The sequence below is a fragment of the Acidovorax sp. genome (assembly GCF_016783915.1).
Taxonomy (GTDB): Bacteria; Pseudomonadota; Gammaproteobacteria; order Burkholderiales; family Burkholderiaceae_C; genus Acidovorax.
Genome location: NZ_JADHVT010000007.1, coordinates 12,146 through 26,863, shown reverse-complemented (window position 1 = coordinate 26,863; position 14,718 = coordinate 12,146). Strand labels below are relative to the sequence as shown.

At 65.6% G+C, this 14,718-nt stretch carries 17 protein-coding genes; 10 read left to right on the top strand and 7 right to left on the bottom strand.

Going from position 1 to position 14,718, the window contains the following annotated elements; all coding sequences use genetic code 11:
- Positions 1-88: 88 nt before the first annotated feature.
- The 6 genes from gstA to ISS20_RS02965 form a co-directional block, all read right to left on the bottom strand.
- Positions 89-697 (bottom strand): glutathione transferase GstA, encoded by a 609-nt coding sequence (gene gstA / locus ISS20_RS02990; RefSeq protein WP_291433544.1) that lies wholly within the window; start codon positions 695-697, stop codon positions 89-91.
- Between the two features lie 115 nt (positions 698-812).
- On the bottom strand, positions 813-1,583 hold the full coding sequence (locus ISS20_RS02985) for a class II aldolase/adducin family protein (RefSeq protein WP_291433542.1): 771 nt from the start codon (positions 1,581-1,583) through the stop codon (positions 813-815).
- A 230-nt stretch (positions 1,584-1,813) separates the two neighbouring features.
- Positions 1,814-2,269 (bottom strand): carboxymuconolactone decarboxylase family protein, encoded by a 456-nt coding sequence (locus ISS20_RS02980; RefSeq protein WP_291433540.1) that lies wholly within the window; start codon positions 2,267-2,269, stop codon positions 1,814-1,816.
- A 186-nt stretch (positions 2,270-2,455) separates the two neighbouring features.
- Positions 2,456-3,331, bottom strand: a complete 876-nt coding sequence (locus ISS20_RS02975; protein ID WP_291433537.1) for an RNA polymerase sigma-70 factor — start codon at positions 3,329-3,331, stop codon at positions 2,456-2,458.
- Between the two features lie 174 nt (positions 3,332-3,505).
- The gene (locus ISS20_RS02970; protein WP_291433535.1) at positions 3,506-3,772 is read right to left on the bottom strand and encodes a YkgJ family cysteine cluster protein; all 267 of its coding nucleotides are present in this window, start codon (positions 3,770-3,772) and stop codon (positions 3,506-3,508) included.
- Positions 3,773-3,784: 12 nt separating this feature from the next.
- Positions 3,785-4,393 (bottom strand): NAD(P)H-dependent oxidoreductase, encoded by a 609-nt coding sequence (locus ISS20_RS02965; RefSeq protein WP_291433533.1) that lies wholly within the window; start codon positions 4,391-4,393, stop codon positions 3,785-3,787.
- Between the two features lie 139 nt (positions 4,394-4,532).
- On the opposite strand from ISS20_RS02965, the gene ISS20_RS02960 reads away from it, so the two are divergent.
- A complete protein-coding gene (locus ISS20_RS02960; protein WP_291433531.1) occupies positions 4,533-5,813 on the top strand; it encodes a GDSL-type esterase/lipase family protein in 1,281 nt (426 codons plus the stop codon).
- A gap of 303 nt (positions 5,814-6,116) precedes the next feature.
- Here ISS20_RS02960 and ISS20_RS02955 read toward each other — a convergent pair whose 3' ends face one another.
- Positions 6,117-6,266, bottom strand: coding sequence for a hypothetical protein (locus tag ISS20_RS02955; protein WP_291433529.1), 150 nt, complete (start codon positions 6,264-6,266; stop codon positions 6,117-6,119).
- 415 nt (positions 6,267-6,681) lie between these two features.
- Here ISS20_RS02955 and mnmG point away from each other — a divergent pair, with 415 nt between their 5' ends.
- The 9 genes from mnmG to ISS20_RS02910 all read left to right on the top strand — a co-directional run bounded on the left by mnmG (position 6,682) and on the right by ISS20_RS02910 (position 14,706).
- Positions 6,682-8,667 carry a tRNA uridine-5-carboxymethylaminomethyl(34) synthesis enzyme MnmG gene (gene mnmG / locus ISS20_RS02950; RefSeq protein ID WP_291433527.1) on the top strand — a complete coding sequence of 662 codons (1,986 nt, stop codon included), beginning with the start codon at positions 6,682-6,684 and terminating at the stop codon, positions 8,665-8,667.
- The gene (gene rsmG / locus ISS20_RS02945; protein ID WP_291433525.1) at positions 8,664-9,347 is read left to right on the top strand and encodes a 16S rRNA (guanine(527)-N(7))-methyltransferase RsmG; all 684 of its coding nucleotides are present in this window, start codon (positions 8,664-8,666) and stop codon (positions 9,345-9,347) included. The genes mnmG and rsmG overlap by 4 nt, the downstream gene beginning before the upstream one ends.
- A gap of 108 nt (positions 9,348-9,455) precedes the next feature.
- Complete coding sequence (locus ISS20_RS02940) at positions 9,456-10,070, top strand: LysE family transporter (RefSeq protein WP_291433524.1); 615 nt, start codon at positions 9,456-9,458, stop codon at positions 10,068-10,070.
- Between the two features lie 36 nt (positions 10,071-10,106).
- Complete coding sequence (locus ISS20_RS02935) at positions 10,107-10,919, top strand: AAA family ATPase (RefSeq protein WP_291433523.1); 813 nt, start codon at positions 10,107-10,109, stop codon at positions 10,917-10,919.
- Positions 10,920-10,953: 34 nt separating this feature from the next.
- A complete protein-coding gene (locus ISS20_RS02930; protein ID WP_291433522.1) occupies positions 10,954-11,496 on the top strand; it encodes an alpha/beta hydrolase in 543 nt (180 codons plus the stop codon).
- 65 nt (positions 11,497-11,561) lie between these two features.
- Entirely contained in the window at positions 11,562-11,768 is a 207-nt protein-coding gene (locus tag ISS20_RS02925; RefSeq protein ID WP_291433520.1) for a hypothetical protein, read from the top strand.
- A gap of 25 nt (positions 11,769-11,793) precedes the next feature.
- Positions 11,794-12,090, top strand: coding sequence for a cupin domain-containing protein (locus tag ISS20_RS02920; protein WP_056056978.1), 297 nt, complete (start codon positions 11,794-11,796; stop codon positions 12,088-12,090).
- A gap of 42 nt (positions 12,091-12,132) precedes the next feature.
- Entirely contained in the window at positions 12,133-13,116 is a 984-nt protein-coding gene (locus tag ISS20_RS02915; protein ID WP_291433517.1) for a ParB/RepB/Spo0J family partition protein, read from the top strand.
- A 237-nt stretch (positions 13,117-13,353) separates the two neighbouring features.
- The gene (locus ISS20_RS02910) at positions 13,354-14,706 is read left to right on the top strand and encodes a hypothetical protein (RefSeq protein ID WP_291433515.1); all 1,353 of its coding nucleotides are present in this window, start codon (positions 13,354-13,356) and stop codon (positions 14,704-14,706) included.
- The last annotated feature ends 12 nt before the right edge of the window (positions 14,707-14,718 follow it).

Here is a 14,718-nt window from a genome sequence, read left to right as displayed (position 1 = left end):
GCCGCCCCGCAGCGAGGGCATTGTCCCCCTGCCCGCGTAGCGAGAGCGGGGGGAGGGGGGAGGGCGCGCAGCGCCTCAGGGGGTGTCCCTATTTCAGCAAGCCTTCGGCCTTCATCGCGGCTTGCACTGCGGGGCGGGCACCCACGCGTTCACGGTAGGCCGCCAGGTTGGCCAGGCCGGAGATATCGAGCTTGGTGGGCTGGGTCCAGTTGGTCACGGTGAACAGGTAGCCGTCGGCCACGGTGAACTGGTCGCCCATCAGGTACTGCTTGCCGGCGAGCTGGCCATCCACCCACTGCAGGCGTTGCAGCAGGCGCTCGCGCACCATGGGCTTGTACTCTTCGGGGGTGGCGGGGTTGAACAGGGGGCTGAAGCCCTTGTGCAGCTCGGTGCCGACGAAGGTCAGCCACTCTTGCAGGCGGTAGCGCGCCAGGGTGCCGTTGGCCGGGGCGAGCTGCTTGTCGGGCACCTGATCGGCAATGTATTGCACGATGGCCGGGCCTTCGCGCAGGCGCTCGCCGTTGTCCAGCTCCAGCACGGGCACGTAGCCCAGCGCATTGATGGTGTAGTAGTCGGTGCCGTCCTGCAGCTTGTGGCTCTTGGTGCTGGCCAGCACGGGGGTGTAGGCCAGGCCGGCCTCTTGCAGGGCGATGTGGGGAGACAGGGAGCAGGCGCCGGGGGAGTAGTAGAGCTTCATGGATCGGTCCTTGAAAACGGTCGGAAACTGCCGATCCTATGCGCTGCGCCGGATTCTTGCAGGCGCCGGGGCGCAACCCCGGCGCCCGCTGCGTGGTGCAGCGGGAGGGGTCGCGTCAGCTGTCGTATCCGGGCAGGTCGCGCTGCACCTTGCGCAGCAGCGCGGGCCAGGCAAAGGCGCCGCCCAGGCCGCCGGTCTGCACGCGCATGGCCTGGGCCACGCCGCTCACGATCTGCGGGTTCACCTGCGTGAGTTCGCCGCCGGCCTGCGCGTCGATCTGGATGCGGCAGGTGTTCTCGAAGGTGTACATCGACAAAAATGCGTCGGCAATCGTCTTGCCCACCGTCAGCAGCCCGTGGTTGCGCAGCATGAGGAAGTTGGCTTCGCCCAGGTCGGCCTGAAGGCGCGGCTTCTCCTCGTCGCGGAAGGCCACGCCTTCGTACTCGTGGTACGCCAGCGAGCCCAGCACAAAGGTGCTTTGCTGGCTGATGGGCAGCACGCCGCCCTTTTGCGCGCTGACAGCCACGCCGGCGCGTGTGTGGGTGTGCAGCACGCAGCCGGCCTCGGGCCGGGCCTCGTGCACGGCGCTGTGGATCACGAAGCCTGCCGGGTTGACGGGGAAGGGTGAGTCGTGCAGCTTGTTGCACGCCATGTCCACCTTGATCAGGCTCGATGCCGTGATCTCATCAAACATGAGGCCGTAGGGGTTGATGAGGAAGTGGTGCTCGGGCCCCGACACCGACTCGGGCAGCTTGGCACTGATGTGGGTGAAAACCAGGTCGCTCCAGCCGTACAGCGCGACGAGCCGGTAGCACGCTGCCAGGTCGCAGCGCAGTTGCCATTCTTCGGGACTGACGCTGTCCTGCAGCGAGGGGATATTGAGCATGGTGTGGAGTCTCCGTTGTTGTGGGGTGAGAAGACTCCACTGTAGGGCGGGGCGACGGCCGGGTCTGTCAGGCAGGCTACACCAGGGACCAGATACAGAGGGCTTTGCTTCACTATTGATAGCGGTATGAGCTTGTTTCACTAGCGCAATCGGCCGTTTTGGCACAAATTTTATGATTCAAACCACCGCGGCTGGGCTCACGGGCCGATGGGTCCTTCATCGGCCAGCGGTCAGGCGGCCTGCGGAATCGATGCGCGCATGCCCGCGTTCAGCAGGTTCCAGGCGTTGATGACGGCGATGGCAAAGCCCAGGTCGGAAATCTCGGCGTCGGAGAACAGGGCCTTCAACTTGGCGTATTCGTCATCATTTGCGTCGCTGTGGGGCGTGGCGGTGATGATCTCGGCCCAGCGGAAGGCGGCGCGTTCGCGTTCGCTGAAGAACGGTGCCTCGCGCCAGCCGGCCACGGCGTTGAGGTGGCGCGGGTCGGCGCCGTCCTTGACCAGTGCGCTCCAGTGCATGTCCATGCAGTAGGCGCAGCCGTTGATCTGCGAGACACGCAAGAAGACCAGCTCGGCCAGGCGTGTGCCCAGGGGGCCTTTCTTGACGGTTTCAGAGACGTTGACAAGGCCCATGAAGGCCTTGGACGACAGTTGGTGGTAGGGCAGGCGGGCGCTGTGTTGCGACATGGATAACTCCTGGGTCATGGCAGTGGGTTGAAAACGGGCGTGAAAGACGGCGCGGGCGTGTCGCCTTGATGCCGTCTTCCATACCCTTCAAGACGCTGCGCCGTGCCGGGTTGTGACAGGGGTCCTGCGTTTTTTCTGCCCTGGCGCACTCGCCTGAGTTGCCCGCGTGGTGGTGTGCGCGTGCCTTTACAGCGGCAGCGTGGCCGGAATGCCCGCCAGCTTCTCCGGGTTGCGCACCGCGTAGATGGCCACGATGCGCTTGCCATCGGTCACGAACGCCTGGGCCGACTCGATGCGCCCGTCCACATAGCGCAGCAGGCCCGGCTCGCCGTTGATGAGTGCCATGCGGTACACCACTTGCGCGCCCAGGCGGCGGAACAGCGCCCAGTACAGGTTGGTGATGCGAAACGGCCCCACCAGCGGCTTGGGGAACGAGGGCACGATGCCGCCGCCGTCGCCGATGAGCTGGGCGTCTTCGCTCAGCAGCGCCTCGATGGCGTGGCGGTCGCCGCTTTGGGCGGCATTCATGAAGCGTTGCAGCAGCTGGTGGTGCACCGCCTGCGGCACCTCAAAGCGGGTGCGCGCCTGCTGCACGCGCTCGCTGGCGCGGTGCACCATCTGGCGGCAGCTGGCCTCGGTCTTGCCCAGCTGGGCGGCGATCTCGGGGTAGTCGTAGTCGAACACCTGGCGCAGCAAAAAGGCCGCGCGCTCCTCCGGCCCCAGCCGCTCCAGCACATACATAAAGGCCACCGACAGCTCGCCCGCCAGTTCCGCCGCCGACTCGGGCGTGTGCGCGTCCAGCTCCACCAGCGGCTCAGGCAGCCACCAGCCCACATAGGCCTCGCGCTCGGCCTTGAGCGCGCGCAGCCGGTCAATGGACAGCCGAGTGACGATGGTCACCAGCCAGGCCTCGGCCGATTGCAGGGTGCTGGCGTCGGTGCGGCTCCAGCGCAGCCAGGCGTCCTGCAGCACATCCTCGGCATCGGCCCGCACGCCCAGCATGCGGTAGGCAATGCCGAAGAGGCGGGGGCGCAGGGTGGTGAACGGGTCGGTGGTGGTCATGGCAACGGCGGTGGAGTGCTTTCAGTGAAGCACAGACGGCGCACACCTGCGGTTTGTGACAGCCAGGCTTGGAACTATCGTTTTTATAGCTGCTAGTGCATGTGGCACTAGCGCTTGAGTTCTCTTTGGGGCTTGAAACGCCTGCAGTGTCCCTCCGAGGCACAGGGGGACAGGCTACGGGCGCGGGGCTGGCTGCGTCAGCGATTCCAGCCTCGACAGGTAGTGCATGGCGTGCGCCTGGCTGCTGCCGCACATCTCGGCAGAGGGCATCAGCCCCGCGCACACCGCCGGGCGCCCGGGCTGCCCAAAGATGCGGCAGCGCGCATCGTCCCCCAGCTGAATGCAGCGCACCCCGGCCGGCTTGCCCAGTGGCATACCGGGGATGGGCGAGCTGATGGAGGGGGCGGTGCAGCAGGCGCCGCAACCGGGGCGGCAGTCCACGGGCGGGCGGCCTTATTGGCCGTTGGCGGGCTGCAGGCGGCTGGCCGCCCACAGCACCTGGTCCACTACGGCGCGCACGCGGTCGCGGTGGGCTGGCTGGATGAGGGCGCCGCTGTCGTCAAACGCGCTGCCGGCTGAGCCCAGCGCAAACGCCTTGGGTGCGAGCCAGCATTCGGCGTTGATCAGCAGGGGCGCCAGGTGGCTTTGCGAGCGCAGGCCGCCCAGGGCGCCCGGCGAGGCACTCAGCATGCCCACGACCTTGCCGCGAAAACTCTTGCCACCGTCCTGCCAATCGGGGTTGCCCTTGACGGGGCTGGAGGCCCAGTCGATGGTGTTCTTGAGCAGGGCGGTGTAGCTGCCGTTGTACTCGGGCGAGCAGATGATCCAGGCCGGGTGTTGCCAGAGGATTTCCTTGAGCCGGATTACATCGGCCGGTGTGCCCTGGGATTCGAGGTCGGCGTTGTACAGCGGGATATTGAAGTCGGACAGCTCCATCAGCGTGACCTGCGCACCCGCATCGCGCGCAATGGCAGCGGTGGCGTGGGCCAGTTTGCGGTTGAAGGATTGCTGGCGGGTGCTGCCCGCGAAGATGAGGAGGGAGGGGGTGGTGGTCTGGGGCATGGTGCCTGCGATTGAATCACAGGCGCGCAGCAGGAATCCTGCGGGATGGACGGGGCGAGGAAAATGGTGGGCAACACGCCATAGACTCGGGCACACCGATTCACGGTGATCATATAAAGGACCACTTGCAATGCAGTCTGTGAAAAACTGGATGCGTACCAATCGGCGATTTGTTCTGTCGGCACTCGGGGCCCTGGCCGCAGGCGGGCTGACCGGTTGTGGCGGGGGTGGTTCCGGTGGCGATGCGCCCCCGCCTGAAGAGGCTAAGCCTGTAGGAACATGGCTGGGTGTTGTGAGCGACCTGAAGGAAGACGTGCGCTTTCTTGACATACCGCCGCCCGCCAGTACGGTTTTCCAGAATCAGACGTTGCGGCAGACCGCACACCTGTCGCTGGGCGGTGACCAGGTGCGCATCAAGTTTAGCAACCTGCATGGCAAGGCGTCTGTGCCGTTGGCGCGTGTGCGAGTGGCCCTGAGCACCGGGGAGGGATCGGTGGACGTAGCGACTGATGTGGCACTAACTTTCCAGGGGAGAGAGTCTGTTTCGATCCCTGCCGGTGGCGAGGTCTGGAGTGACAGGGTATCGATCCGCGTGCCCGACGGCGGCAACTTGGCAGTGAGTGTGTATGTGCGGGAGGTGGCCGATTCCACCACGGCGCACAGGTACGCGAACGCAGTCCAGCACTTGGCCTCTGGTGATTTGAGCAGTGCGGCGACCATGCCGTCCGCCGCTGATAACCTGCTCACATCGTGGCATTGGATGAGCGCGATTGATGTGTACAAGAAGGGCCCCGCCCGCGTGGTGGTGGCTTTCGGCGATTCGCTGACCGACGGCAATGGCTCCACTTTGGGCGCACACCAACGTTATCCCGATCTGTTGTCTTCGCGCTTGCTCAAGGCTGGCACAGGCGCTCCGGTGTCGGTGGTCAACGCAGGGCTGGGAGGTAACCGCTGGTTGCATGACCGGTTTGGCTTGAAGGGCGTTGAGCGCTTTCGGCGCGATGTGCTGGGGGTGTCGGGCGTGACGCATGCCATCGTACAGATGGGCATCAACGACATTGGTTTTCAGCAGGCCTGGACACCGGATGAGAAGGCGAATGCGGCGGAGGTTATCGCCAGTCTTGCGGCGGCGGTGGCCGCTGGGAAGGCTGCAGGAGTTCAGGTGTACCTTGCTACGTTGACGCCTTTCAAGGGCCACGTGTATTTCTCTGACGCGGGGGAGGAAATGCGCCAGGCGGTAAATACCTGGATTCGGACCAATACCGAAGTTGCAGGTGTGTTTGATTTTGATGCTGCAGTGCGTGACCCGTCCGAGCCCTCGCGCATCCTCGCTACATACCGCGACGCAGACAGCCTGCATCTGAATGATCTCGGCTATGCGCGAATGGTGGAGAGCATACCGCTCGAGAAATTCCGCTGAGCTACGAATGCTCCTTCGTGGCTTGGGTTGCCGATCTGGATAGCGTACGCCGCACCGATTCAGCAGCGACGGCTGATGATGTCGGCGGGGGGCTAGAGACGTCGAGCGAATTGCCAGAGTGCACAGTGCCGTGATGAACAAAACCAGACTGAGCAGAGCCCGCCACAGGTTGGCAGCATTCCATTGATCGCGCACCTGGGCCCAATCGGTTGGCAGGGCCTTGGGGGCTAGGCTTCGGTGGTCTAGTCCAGCAAACTGGTGTAGCGCTGGCGGGCAGCGGAACTGCAGAAACTCTTGCACGCGCTACATTTTGCCGTCGAGCAGGGTGCACTGCGCGCCGTGGTCCAGTGCCATCCATGGTGTCCAGCCTGCGCAGGTTCGTGGTACTTCCTGATCAGTGGGCAAGGGCAGAGCCCACACCACACCGTCTTCCATGGGTTCCACGTGAAACATCGCCGGCTGCTGGCGCAGTGTGGGGGTGATGGGCCAGAACAGGGCACCGTCCAGAAAGAATTTCTTGTTGGACTCCGCCCTGTCGCGGTCCAGGTAGTACAGTCGCCGCGCTCCACAGGTGCCGCCAGTGCTCGCCGGCTCGAAGCAGTGGCTGGCTGCGTTGCAGCTGCAGGCACTGAGCGCTGGTCCACCATGTCTATACGGCTGTCGGTGGCGGGCCGAGCACCTGGGTCAGGAAGAGGGTGAGGGGCGTAGAAACAGACACGGTCTGCGCAAAGTGGGAAAATCGCGGGTTGCCTGCTGGGGCGCCAGGTGCGCCCGCCGCCAGCAAGGCCGGTGTGCGGCGCCTTTGACAGGGCACCCTAGCGCACCGGGTGTTTTGATTGTCGGGCCCGCCAGGCCCCGGAGTGTCCCCATGTTGTACCCCCAGGAATTTGATGTGATCGTTGTCGGCGGTGGCCATGCAGGCACCGAGGCCGCGCTGGCCGCCGCGCGCATGGGCAGTAAAACGCTGCTGCTGACCCACAACATCGAGACGCTGGGGCAGATGAGCTGCAACCCCAGCATTGGTGGCATCGGCAAGGGCCACCTGGTGAAAGAGGTGGATGCGCTGGGTGGCGCCATGGCCCTGGCCACGGACGAGGGCGGTATTCAGTTCCGCATTCTCAACAGCTCCAAGGGCCCTGCGGTGCGCGCCACGCGCGCCCAGGCCGACCGCATTCTGTACAAGGCCGCCATCCGCCGCATGCTGGAGAACCAGCCCAACCTGTGGCTGTTCCAGCAGGCGGTGGACGACCTGATGGTGGAGGGCGACCGCGTGGTGGGCGCCGTGACGCAGGTGGGCATCCGCTTCCGCAGCCGCACCGTGGTGCTCACGGCGGGCACCTTTCTGGACGGCAAGATCCATGTGGGCCTGAACAACTACGCGGCCGGTCGGGCAGGGGACCCGCCGGCGGTGTCGCTGTCGGCGCGCCTCAAGGAGCTGAAGCTGCCGCAGGGCCGCCTCAAGACCGGCACGCCGCCCCGCATCGACGGGCGCAGCATCGACTTCTCGAAGTGCACCGAGCAGCCTGGAGACGGCATGCCCGGCGGCGTGAACGAGGGCACGGTGCCCGTTTTCAGTTTCATGGGTAGTGCCGCCATGCACCCGAAGCAGGTGCCCTGCTGGGTCACCCACACCAACGAGCGCACGCACGAGATCATCCGCAGCGGCTTTGACCGCAGCCCCATGTTCACCGGCAAGATCGAGGGCGTGGGCCCACGCTACTGCCCCAGTGTGGAAGACAAGATCAACCGTTTTGCCGACAAGGACAGCCACCAGATTTTTCTGGAGCCCGAGGGCCTGACCACGCACGAGTATTACCCCAACGGCATCAGCACGAGTTTGCCGTTCGACATTCAGTACGACCTAGTGCGCAGCATGAAGGGCTTGGAGAACGCGCACATCCTGCGCCCCGGCTACGCCATCGAGTACGACTACTTCGACCCGCGCTCGCTCAAGAGCAGCTTCGAGACCCGCCAGATCCAGGGCTTGTTCTTTGCTGGGCAGATCAACGGCACCACGGGCTATGAAGAGGCGGCAGCCCAGGGCCTGTTCGCGGGCATCAACGCTGCGCTGCAGTGCCGGGGGGAAGTCGCCTGGCTGCCCGGCCGCGATGAAGCCTACCTGGGCGTGCTCGTAGACGACCTGATCACCAAGGGAGTGACCGAGCCCTACCGCATGTTCACCAGCCGGGCCGAGTTCCGCCTGCAGCTGCGCGAGGACAACGCGGACATGCGCCTGACCGAAGCGGGCCGCAAGATGGGCTTGGTGGACGACGCGCGCTGGGATGCGTTCAGCCGCAAACGCGATGCGGTTTCACGTGAAACAGAACGCCTGAAGGCCACCTGGGTGAACCCCCGCAACCTGCCTGCCGCCGAATCGGAGCGGGTGTTGGGCAAGAGCATCGAGCATGAATACAACCTGTTCGAGCTGCTGCGCCGCCCGGATGTGAGCTACGCCAACCTGATGTCCATGGATGATGGCAAGTACGCATCTGCCGATGTTTCACGTGAAACCCTGGGTGACCTGAGTGACCCGGTGGTGGAGCAGGTGGAGATTGCCGCCAAGTACGCAGGCTACATTGACCGCCAGAAGGGCGAGGTGGAGCGTGCTGCGCATTTCGAAAAACTGCGCCTGCCCCCCGATCTGGACTACATGCAGGTCACGGCCTTGAGCATCGAGGCGCGCCAAGTGCTCACCCGCCACCGGCCCGAGACGCTGGGCCATGCCTCCCGCATCACGGGCATTACGCCTGCGTCGATCTCGCTGCTGATGGTGCATTTGAAAAAGGGTGGGTTCAAGGAGTTCGTCGTGGCACCCGCCATGCCATCCAAGGCAGAAGGCGAAGTGGCGGCATGACGATGGCGGTGAACAACAACCACGACAGCCTGCGCCAACAATTGCAAGCCGGGGTCGACGCTCTGGCGCTGGGCCTGAGCGATGCGCAGGTTTCCCTGTTGATGGATTTCCTGGCGCTGCTGCAAAAGTGGAACAAGGTCTACAACCTGACTGCTGTGCGTGACCCGCAGGAGATGATGACGCACCACCTGCTGGACAGTCTGGCCGCCGTGGCGCCGCTGCGGCGGCATGTCGCGGGCCTGCAGCAGGGTGGGCTGGCGGCGGTGAAGCTGCTGGATGTCGGATCGGGCGGCGGCCTGCCCGGTGTGGTGTTTGCCATCTGCTGCCCTGATGTGGATGTGAGCTGCGTGGACACCGTGGGCAAGAAGGCGGCCTTCATCCAGCAGACAGCAGTGGCGCTCAAGCTGCGCAACCTGCACGGCGTGCATGCACGGGTCGAGACGCTGAGCACGCCGTTCGATGTCATCAGCTGCCGCGCGTTTGCCTCGTTGCCAGACTTCGTGACATGGTCGCGCAGCGCACTGGCAGTGCCCCACGGCGCGTGGCTGGCTATGAAAGGCAAACACCCCCATGAGGAAATCGCTGCGCTACCTGGAGATGTGGCGGTGTTTCACGTGGAACAGCTCACGGTGCCGGGCCTGGACGCGGAGCGCTGCATCATTTGGATGAAGCCCGCCTGATCTCGGGGCGCTGACTTTTCGGCGGGTGGGGCAGGGGGCTCGCGTAAACTCGGCTCCTCACCCGGGTGCATCTTTCGGTCGCACCCTCCCCGCGCACCAGGAGAAACCATGTTCGGCATCGCAGACTACGGCGCCTTTGTCGCCGCCATCGTGTTGTTCCTGCTTATTCCGGGCCCTGGCAATCTGGCGCTCATCACCTCCACCAGCAAGGGTGGTATTCGCGGCGGCCTAGCGGCCACCATGGGCGTGATTGCGGGCGACCAGGTGCTGATGTGGGCGGCAGTGGCTGGTGTGGCTGCGTTGCTCGCCACCTACCCCACGGCCTTCCACGCGGTGCAGTGGCTGGGGGCCGCCTACCTGGCGTGGCTGGGTTTCAAGATGGTCACGGCCAAACCCGGCGCACAACCCATCCTCAACATCCAGCCGCGCCACTATTTCAAGCAGGCCGGGCTCATCACCTTGCTCAACCCCAAGGCCATCGTGTTCTACATGGCGTTTTTTCCGCTGTTTGTGGACCCGGCCCGGCATCAGGGGCTGCTGACTTTTGGTGTGATGGCGGCCACGGTCGCGGTGCTGACGTTTGTCTACGGGCTGGTCGCCGTGCTGCTCACGCACCACGTGGCCGAGCGCATGCGCGCCAACCCGCGCATCGGCCGCGTGCTGGAGAAAGTGGCGGGCGTCTTTCTGATCGGCTTTGGCATCAAGCTGGCCATCTCCAAATAAAACAACAACGACAACAACACGGACTGCAACACCCACATGGCCAAAATCTTTTGCGTTGCCAACCAGAAGGGTGGCGTTGGCAAGACCACCACCACCGTCAACCTCGCCGCCGGGCTGGCCAAGATCGGCCAGCGTGTGCTGATGGTGGACCTGGACCCGCAGGGCAACGCCACCATGGGCTCGGGCGTGGACAAGCGCAGCCTCGACCTCACGGTGTACGACGTGCTGCTCGAATCCGCCTCGGTCAAAGAGGCGGCCGTGCTGTCGGAAAAATGTGGCTACTGGGTGCTGGGCGCCAACCGCGAACTGGCGGGTGCCGAGGTGGAGCTGGTGGCGCTGGAGCACCGCGAAAAGCGCCTGAAGGCCGCCCTGGCCGAGGCCGATTCCGACTACGACTTTGTGCTCATTGACTGCCCGCCGTCACTCTCCATGCTCACCCTCAACGGCCTGTGCAGCGCACACGGCGTGATCGTGCCCATGCAGTGCGAATACTTTGCGCTGGAAGGCCTGACCGACCTGGTCAACACCATCAAGCAGGTGCACGCCAACCTCAATACCGACCTGCAGATCATCGGCCTGCTGCGCGTGATGTTCGACCCGCGCATCACGCTGCAACAGCAGGTCAGCGACCAGCTCAAGGGCCACTTTGGCGACAAGGTGTTCAACAGCGTGATCCCGCGCAACGTGCGCCTGGCCGAGGCGCCCAGCTACGGGCTGCCCGGTGTGGTGTTTGACCCGGCCGCCAAGGGCAGCCAGGCCTTTGTGGAGTTTGCGCAGGAGATGGTCGAGCGGGTGCACACCATGCCTGCAGCAGCCTCTTCCATGACAAAAATGGCCGCAGGCGCATGAGGAATATGCGCTGGTAGCTACCAAATTAATAGTAATGAAGGCATCCAACATCCTTCTGCTGCCCGGCTGGCAGAACTCTGGCCCCGACCACTGGCAAAGCCGCTGGGAGGCTGCGCACGGCTACCAGCGTGTGGAGCAGCACGACTGGATGCGTCCGCTGCGCGGCGACTGGTCGGCCCGCCTGGAAGAAACTGTGGCCGATGCCGAGGGCCCCGTGCTGCTGGCGGCGCACAGCCTCGGTTGCATCCTCACCGCCTGGTGGGCGGCGCACACCCGCCACGCTGCCAAGGTGCGCGGCGCGCTGCTGGTGGCGCCGGGCGATGTGGAGCGGCCCGACCTGGCTGCGCAGATCCACGGCTGGGCGCCCATTGCGCGCCAGCCGCTGCCGTTTCCGGCCGTGCTGGTGGGCAGCCGCAACGACCCGTACTGCAGCTTCGAGCGCGCCGAAGGGCTGGCCCAGGCCTGGAGTGCGCGGTTTGTGGACTATGGCGAGCGCGGGCACATCAATGCCGAATCCGGGCTGGGCGACTGGGACGAGGGGCGCGGCTGGCTGATGCAGCTCGCCACCCCGGTATGAACCGATGGGCCTTTTGGCGCAAGCGCCCGGATACGGCGGGTGCTGCACAGAGCCAATCACCCACGATGGCGCAGCGTCCTGTGGCGCTCTACTGGCCGCTCGATGCGCTGCAAGTGGTGTTGGCCTGGCTGCTGCCCAGCGGGGCGGTGGTGGTGGGCGCGCTGGGGCAGTTCATGCTGGCCCTGGTGCTGCTGGCCCTCGGGTTCGGTGTGTGGCTGCGCCTGTGGCGCAGTCGCAAGCGACGCCGCGTGGCGAGCCGCTCTGCGCGTTGATGTTTTGAACCCTTGTTGCCGACCCATGACCAAGATCAGCCTGCCCGCCATTGCCGACCAACTGCCCCGCGCCTGGAACTCCACGGTGGTGGGCCAGGCTGCGGGCGCCAACGTCAAGGTGCTGCGCATGGACGACGCGGCCTATCCCGACGAATCGCACGACTTTGACGAAGCGCTGTTGGTGCTGGACGGCTGCATGCGCCTCGCCCTGCAAGGGCAGGTCACCGAGGTGAACGCGGGCGAGGTGTTCATCGTGCCCGCTGGCGTGCCCCACGCCGTGGCGCCCGGCAGCCACGGCACGCTGGTCATCATCGACCGCTGATTCTTCCCCCCTTTCCCTTTTTCCTTTCGCGAGACGCATTTCATGGTCACCAAAAAACCCAAGGGCCTCGGCCGAGGCCTGGAAGCCCTGCTGGGCCCCAAGGTCGAAGACAAAGTGGAGCAGGCCCAGGCCGCCGAAGCGGGCCTGCCCAGCAGCCTGCCGCTCTCCGAGCTGGTGCCGGGTGTGTACCAGCCGCGCACGCGCATGGACGAGGGCGCGCTGTACGAGCTGGCCGAGTCCATCAAGGTCCAGGGCGTCATGCAGCCGATTCTTGTTCGTCGCCTGAGCGACGAACAAGCTCGGCTGCGCCGGCAGGAACGAGCATCGCAGGGGCCCTCCCCTGCGATGGGCGCCCTCAGCAAAGAGGGTGCGTTGTACGAAATCATTGCGGGCGAGCGGCGTTTTCGGGCCTCCCGCCTGGCGGGCCTGGCCGAGGTGCCGGTGCTGGTGCGCGATGTACCGGACGAGTCGGCCGCCGCCATGGCGCTCATTGAAAACATCCAGCGCGAGGACCTCAACCCGCTGGAAGAAGCCCAGGGCCTGCAGCGCCTGGTCAAGGAGTTTGGCCTGACGCACGAGCTGGCCGCGCAGGCCGTGGGCCGCTCGCGCAGCGCTGCCAGCAACCTGCTGCGCCTGTTGAACCTGGCTGAGCCCGTGCAGACCATGCTCATGGCGGGCGACATCGACATGGGCCATGCGCGCGCGCTGCTGTCGCTGGACCGCGCCGCGCAGATCACGGCCGGCAACCAGATCGCGGCCAAGAAGCTGTCGGTGCGCGAGGCCGAGGCCCTGGTCAAGAAGATCGGCGCCGAGTTCAGCTTGGTGCCGCAAAAACCCCAGAAGGAAAAGTCGCGCGACTTGAAGCGTGTGGAAGAAGAACTCTCGGACCTGCTCATGGCTGAGGTCGAGGTGCGCGTGAAAAAGCGCGTCAAGCGCCACGGCCGGGTGGAGGACATGGGCGAGCTGGCGATTCAGTTCGGCTCGCTCGAAGCTTTGAATGGCTTGATCGACCGCCTGCGCGGCTGATCGACCGCTGGTCCGGGGCGCGGCGCTGTCGCCGCGCAAACATGCGTGAAATAGCGCACACAAACGGTTTCCACAGGTAACTTGCAGGGGCACAATGCGTCCTTGCGGGGCCTACACTGCGCTGCGTTCAACACACCCGGGTTGACCGCAAGGCCTCTTCACAGGGCGGCGACGACGCTGCTTTGCGGCCCACGATGGTTTGCCGGGTGATCCATGTATCTCCTGGAGCAGACCCCCATGACCTCTTTGCGCTTCGTCCTGACCCCCGCCTGCCTGGCCGTTGGCCTGTGCATCGCCAGCCTGGGCGCCCAGGCCCAAACCACGAAAGCCCCCAAAGTCCAGCTGTGGATGGATGTTTCCACCGGCACCATGGCGGGCATGCCCGAGATGGACAGCCTGCCCGGTGGCGGCGGCATGCTCGGCGGCCTGATGGGGGGGGTGGGCGGTGGCGCGCAGGGCAGGGCGGGTGGTGGTAACACGTCCTACGGCCACGCCCGCGCCATGTCCATCATGCCGCCGCGTGTCATCGACATCGCCTTGCACAACACCCTGCGCCCCGGCGTCGAAGCCAGCCAGGCCATACCGCCTGGCATGCGCATGGGCGAATCCCTTCCGCTGATTCCGCCCCGTGCCCAGCCCACCCAGACCGAGCCGGGCGAGGTGCCGCAGGAATACCAGCAGCACCAGCCCAAGGGCCGCATCCTGTTGTACTGGGGCTGCGGCGCCTCGGTGCGTGCGGGCCAGCCGCGCGTCATCGATCTGGCGCGCGCCAAGCCGACCGACTACGCACAGGCCTTTGCCGGCCGCGCCGTGCCCGACCGGGGGCCGCGCGTGGGCCCGGCCTATGCGCTGTACCCCAACGAACGCAACCAGGTGAGCCTGTCGCGGGACAGCTCGCTGGTGGGCGAACACCAGGTGCGCGGCGACGGTGTGCCTGCGTCCATGAAGTTCACGCTGGGTGCGGCACAAGACCTCATGCCCGCCATCGACCTGCGCACCACCGGCAAGCCGCAGGACAGCATGGGCACCAGCTGGCAGCCCGTGCGCAATGCGCGCGCCTATTACCTGCACGCCATGTCGCAAAGCGGGGACGACCTCATCATGTGGTCCAGCGCCGAGACGCCAGACACGGGCATGGGCCTGTTCGACTACCTCTCCCCTGCCACCATTGACCGCTGGCTCAAGGAGCGCGTGCTGCTGCAGCCCGAGACCACGCAATGCGCGATCCCCCAAGGCATCTTTGCAGGCGGCGGGCGCGATGCCACGCCCATGCTGCGCATGATGGCCTACGGTGGCGAGAGCCACATCGTGTACCCACCCCGCCCGACCGACCCCAAGGCCGCGTGGGAGCCTGAATGGGCGGTGCGCGTGCGTGTGAAGTCGCACACCATGGCCATGCTGGGCGAAGAGATGCAGGGACGCCGTGGTGGCATGGGCGCGGCACCCGGCGCACCGTCGGGTGGTACAGGCGCTTACTCCAGCGGCATGGGCGGTGCACCCGCAGGCCAGCCGCCGGCAGGCGACGGCGGCACGGACGCGGGCAACGTGGTCAACCCCGTCAATCTGCTGCGCGGCATTTTTGGCCGCTGAGAACGGAGAACC

Excerpts from the sequence above, each read along its gene's own strand:
- ISS20_RS02940 (WP_291433524.1), top strand. The coding sequence starts at position 9,456 with ATGTTCGGCATCGCAGACTACGGCGCCTTTGTCGCCGCCATCGTGTTG.
- ISS20_RS02980 (WP_291433540.1), bottom strand. The coding sequence starts at position 2,269 with ATGTCGCAACACAGCGCCCGCCTGCCCTACCACCAACTGTCGTCCAAG.
- ISS20_RS02920 (WP_056056978.1), top strand. The coding sequence starts at position 11,794 with ATGACCAAGATCAGCCTGCCCGCCATTGCCGACCAACTGCCCCGCGCC.
- rsmG (WP_291433525.1), top strand. The coding sequence starts at position 8,664 with ATGACGATGGCGGTGAACAACAACCACGACAGCCTGCGCCAACAATTG.
- mnmG (WP_291433527.1), top strand. The coding sequence starts at position 6,682 with ATGTTGTACCCCCAGGAATTTGATGTGATCGTTGTCGGCGGTGGCCAT.
- ISS20_RS02985 (WP_291433542.1), bottom strand. The coding sequence starts at position 1,583 with ATGCTCAATATCCCCTCGCTGCAGGACAGCGTCAGTCCCGAAGAATGG.
- ISS20_RS02925 (WP_291433520.1), top strand. The coding sequence starts at position 11,562 with ATGGCGCAGCGTCCTGTGGCGCTCTACTGGCCGCTCGATGCGCTGCAA.
- ISS20_RS02915 (WP_291433517.1), top strand. The coding sequence starts at position 12,133 with ATGGTCACCAAAAAACCCAAGGGCCTCGGCCGAGGCCTGGAAGCCCTG.
- ISS20_RS02930 (WP_291433522.1), top strand. The coding sequence starts at position 10,954 with ATGAAGGCATCCAACATCCTTCTGCTGCCCGGCTGGCAGAACTCTGGC.
- ISS20_RS02955 (WP_291433529.1), bottom strand. The coding sequence starts at position 6,266 with ATGTTTCACGTGGAACCCATGGAAGACGGTGTGGTGTGGGCTCTGCCC.
- ISS20_RS02965 (WP_291433533.1), bottom strand. The coding sequence starts at position 4,393 with ATGCCCCAGACCACCACCCCCTCCCTCCTCATCTTCGCGGGCAGCACC.
- gstA (WP_291433544.1), bottom strand. The coding sequence starts at position 697 with ATGAAGCTCTACTACTCCCCCGGCGCCTGCTCCCTGTCTCCCCACATC.
- ISS20_RS02975 (WP_291433537.1), bottom strand. The coding sequence starts at position 3,331 with ATGACCACCACCGACCCGTTCACCACCCTGCGCCCCCGCCTCTTCGGC.
- ISS20_RS02935 (WP_291433523.1), top strand. The coding sequence starts at position 10,107 with ATGGCCAAAATCTTTTGCGTTGCCAACCAGAAGGGTGGCGTTGGCAAG.
- ISS20_RS02910 (WP_291433515.1), top strand. The coding sequence starts at position 13,354 with ATGACCTCTTTGCGCTTCGTCCTGACCCCCGCCTGCCTGGCCGTTGGC.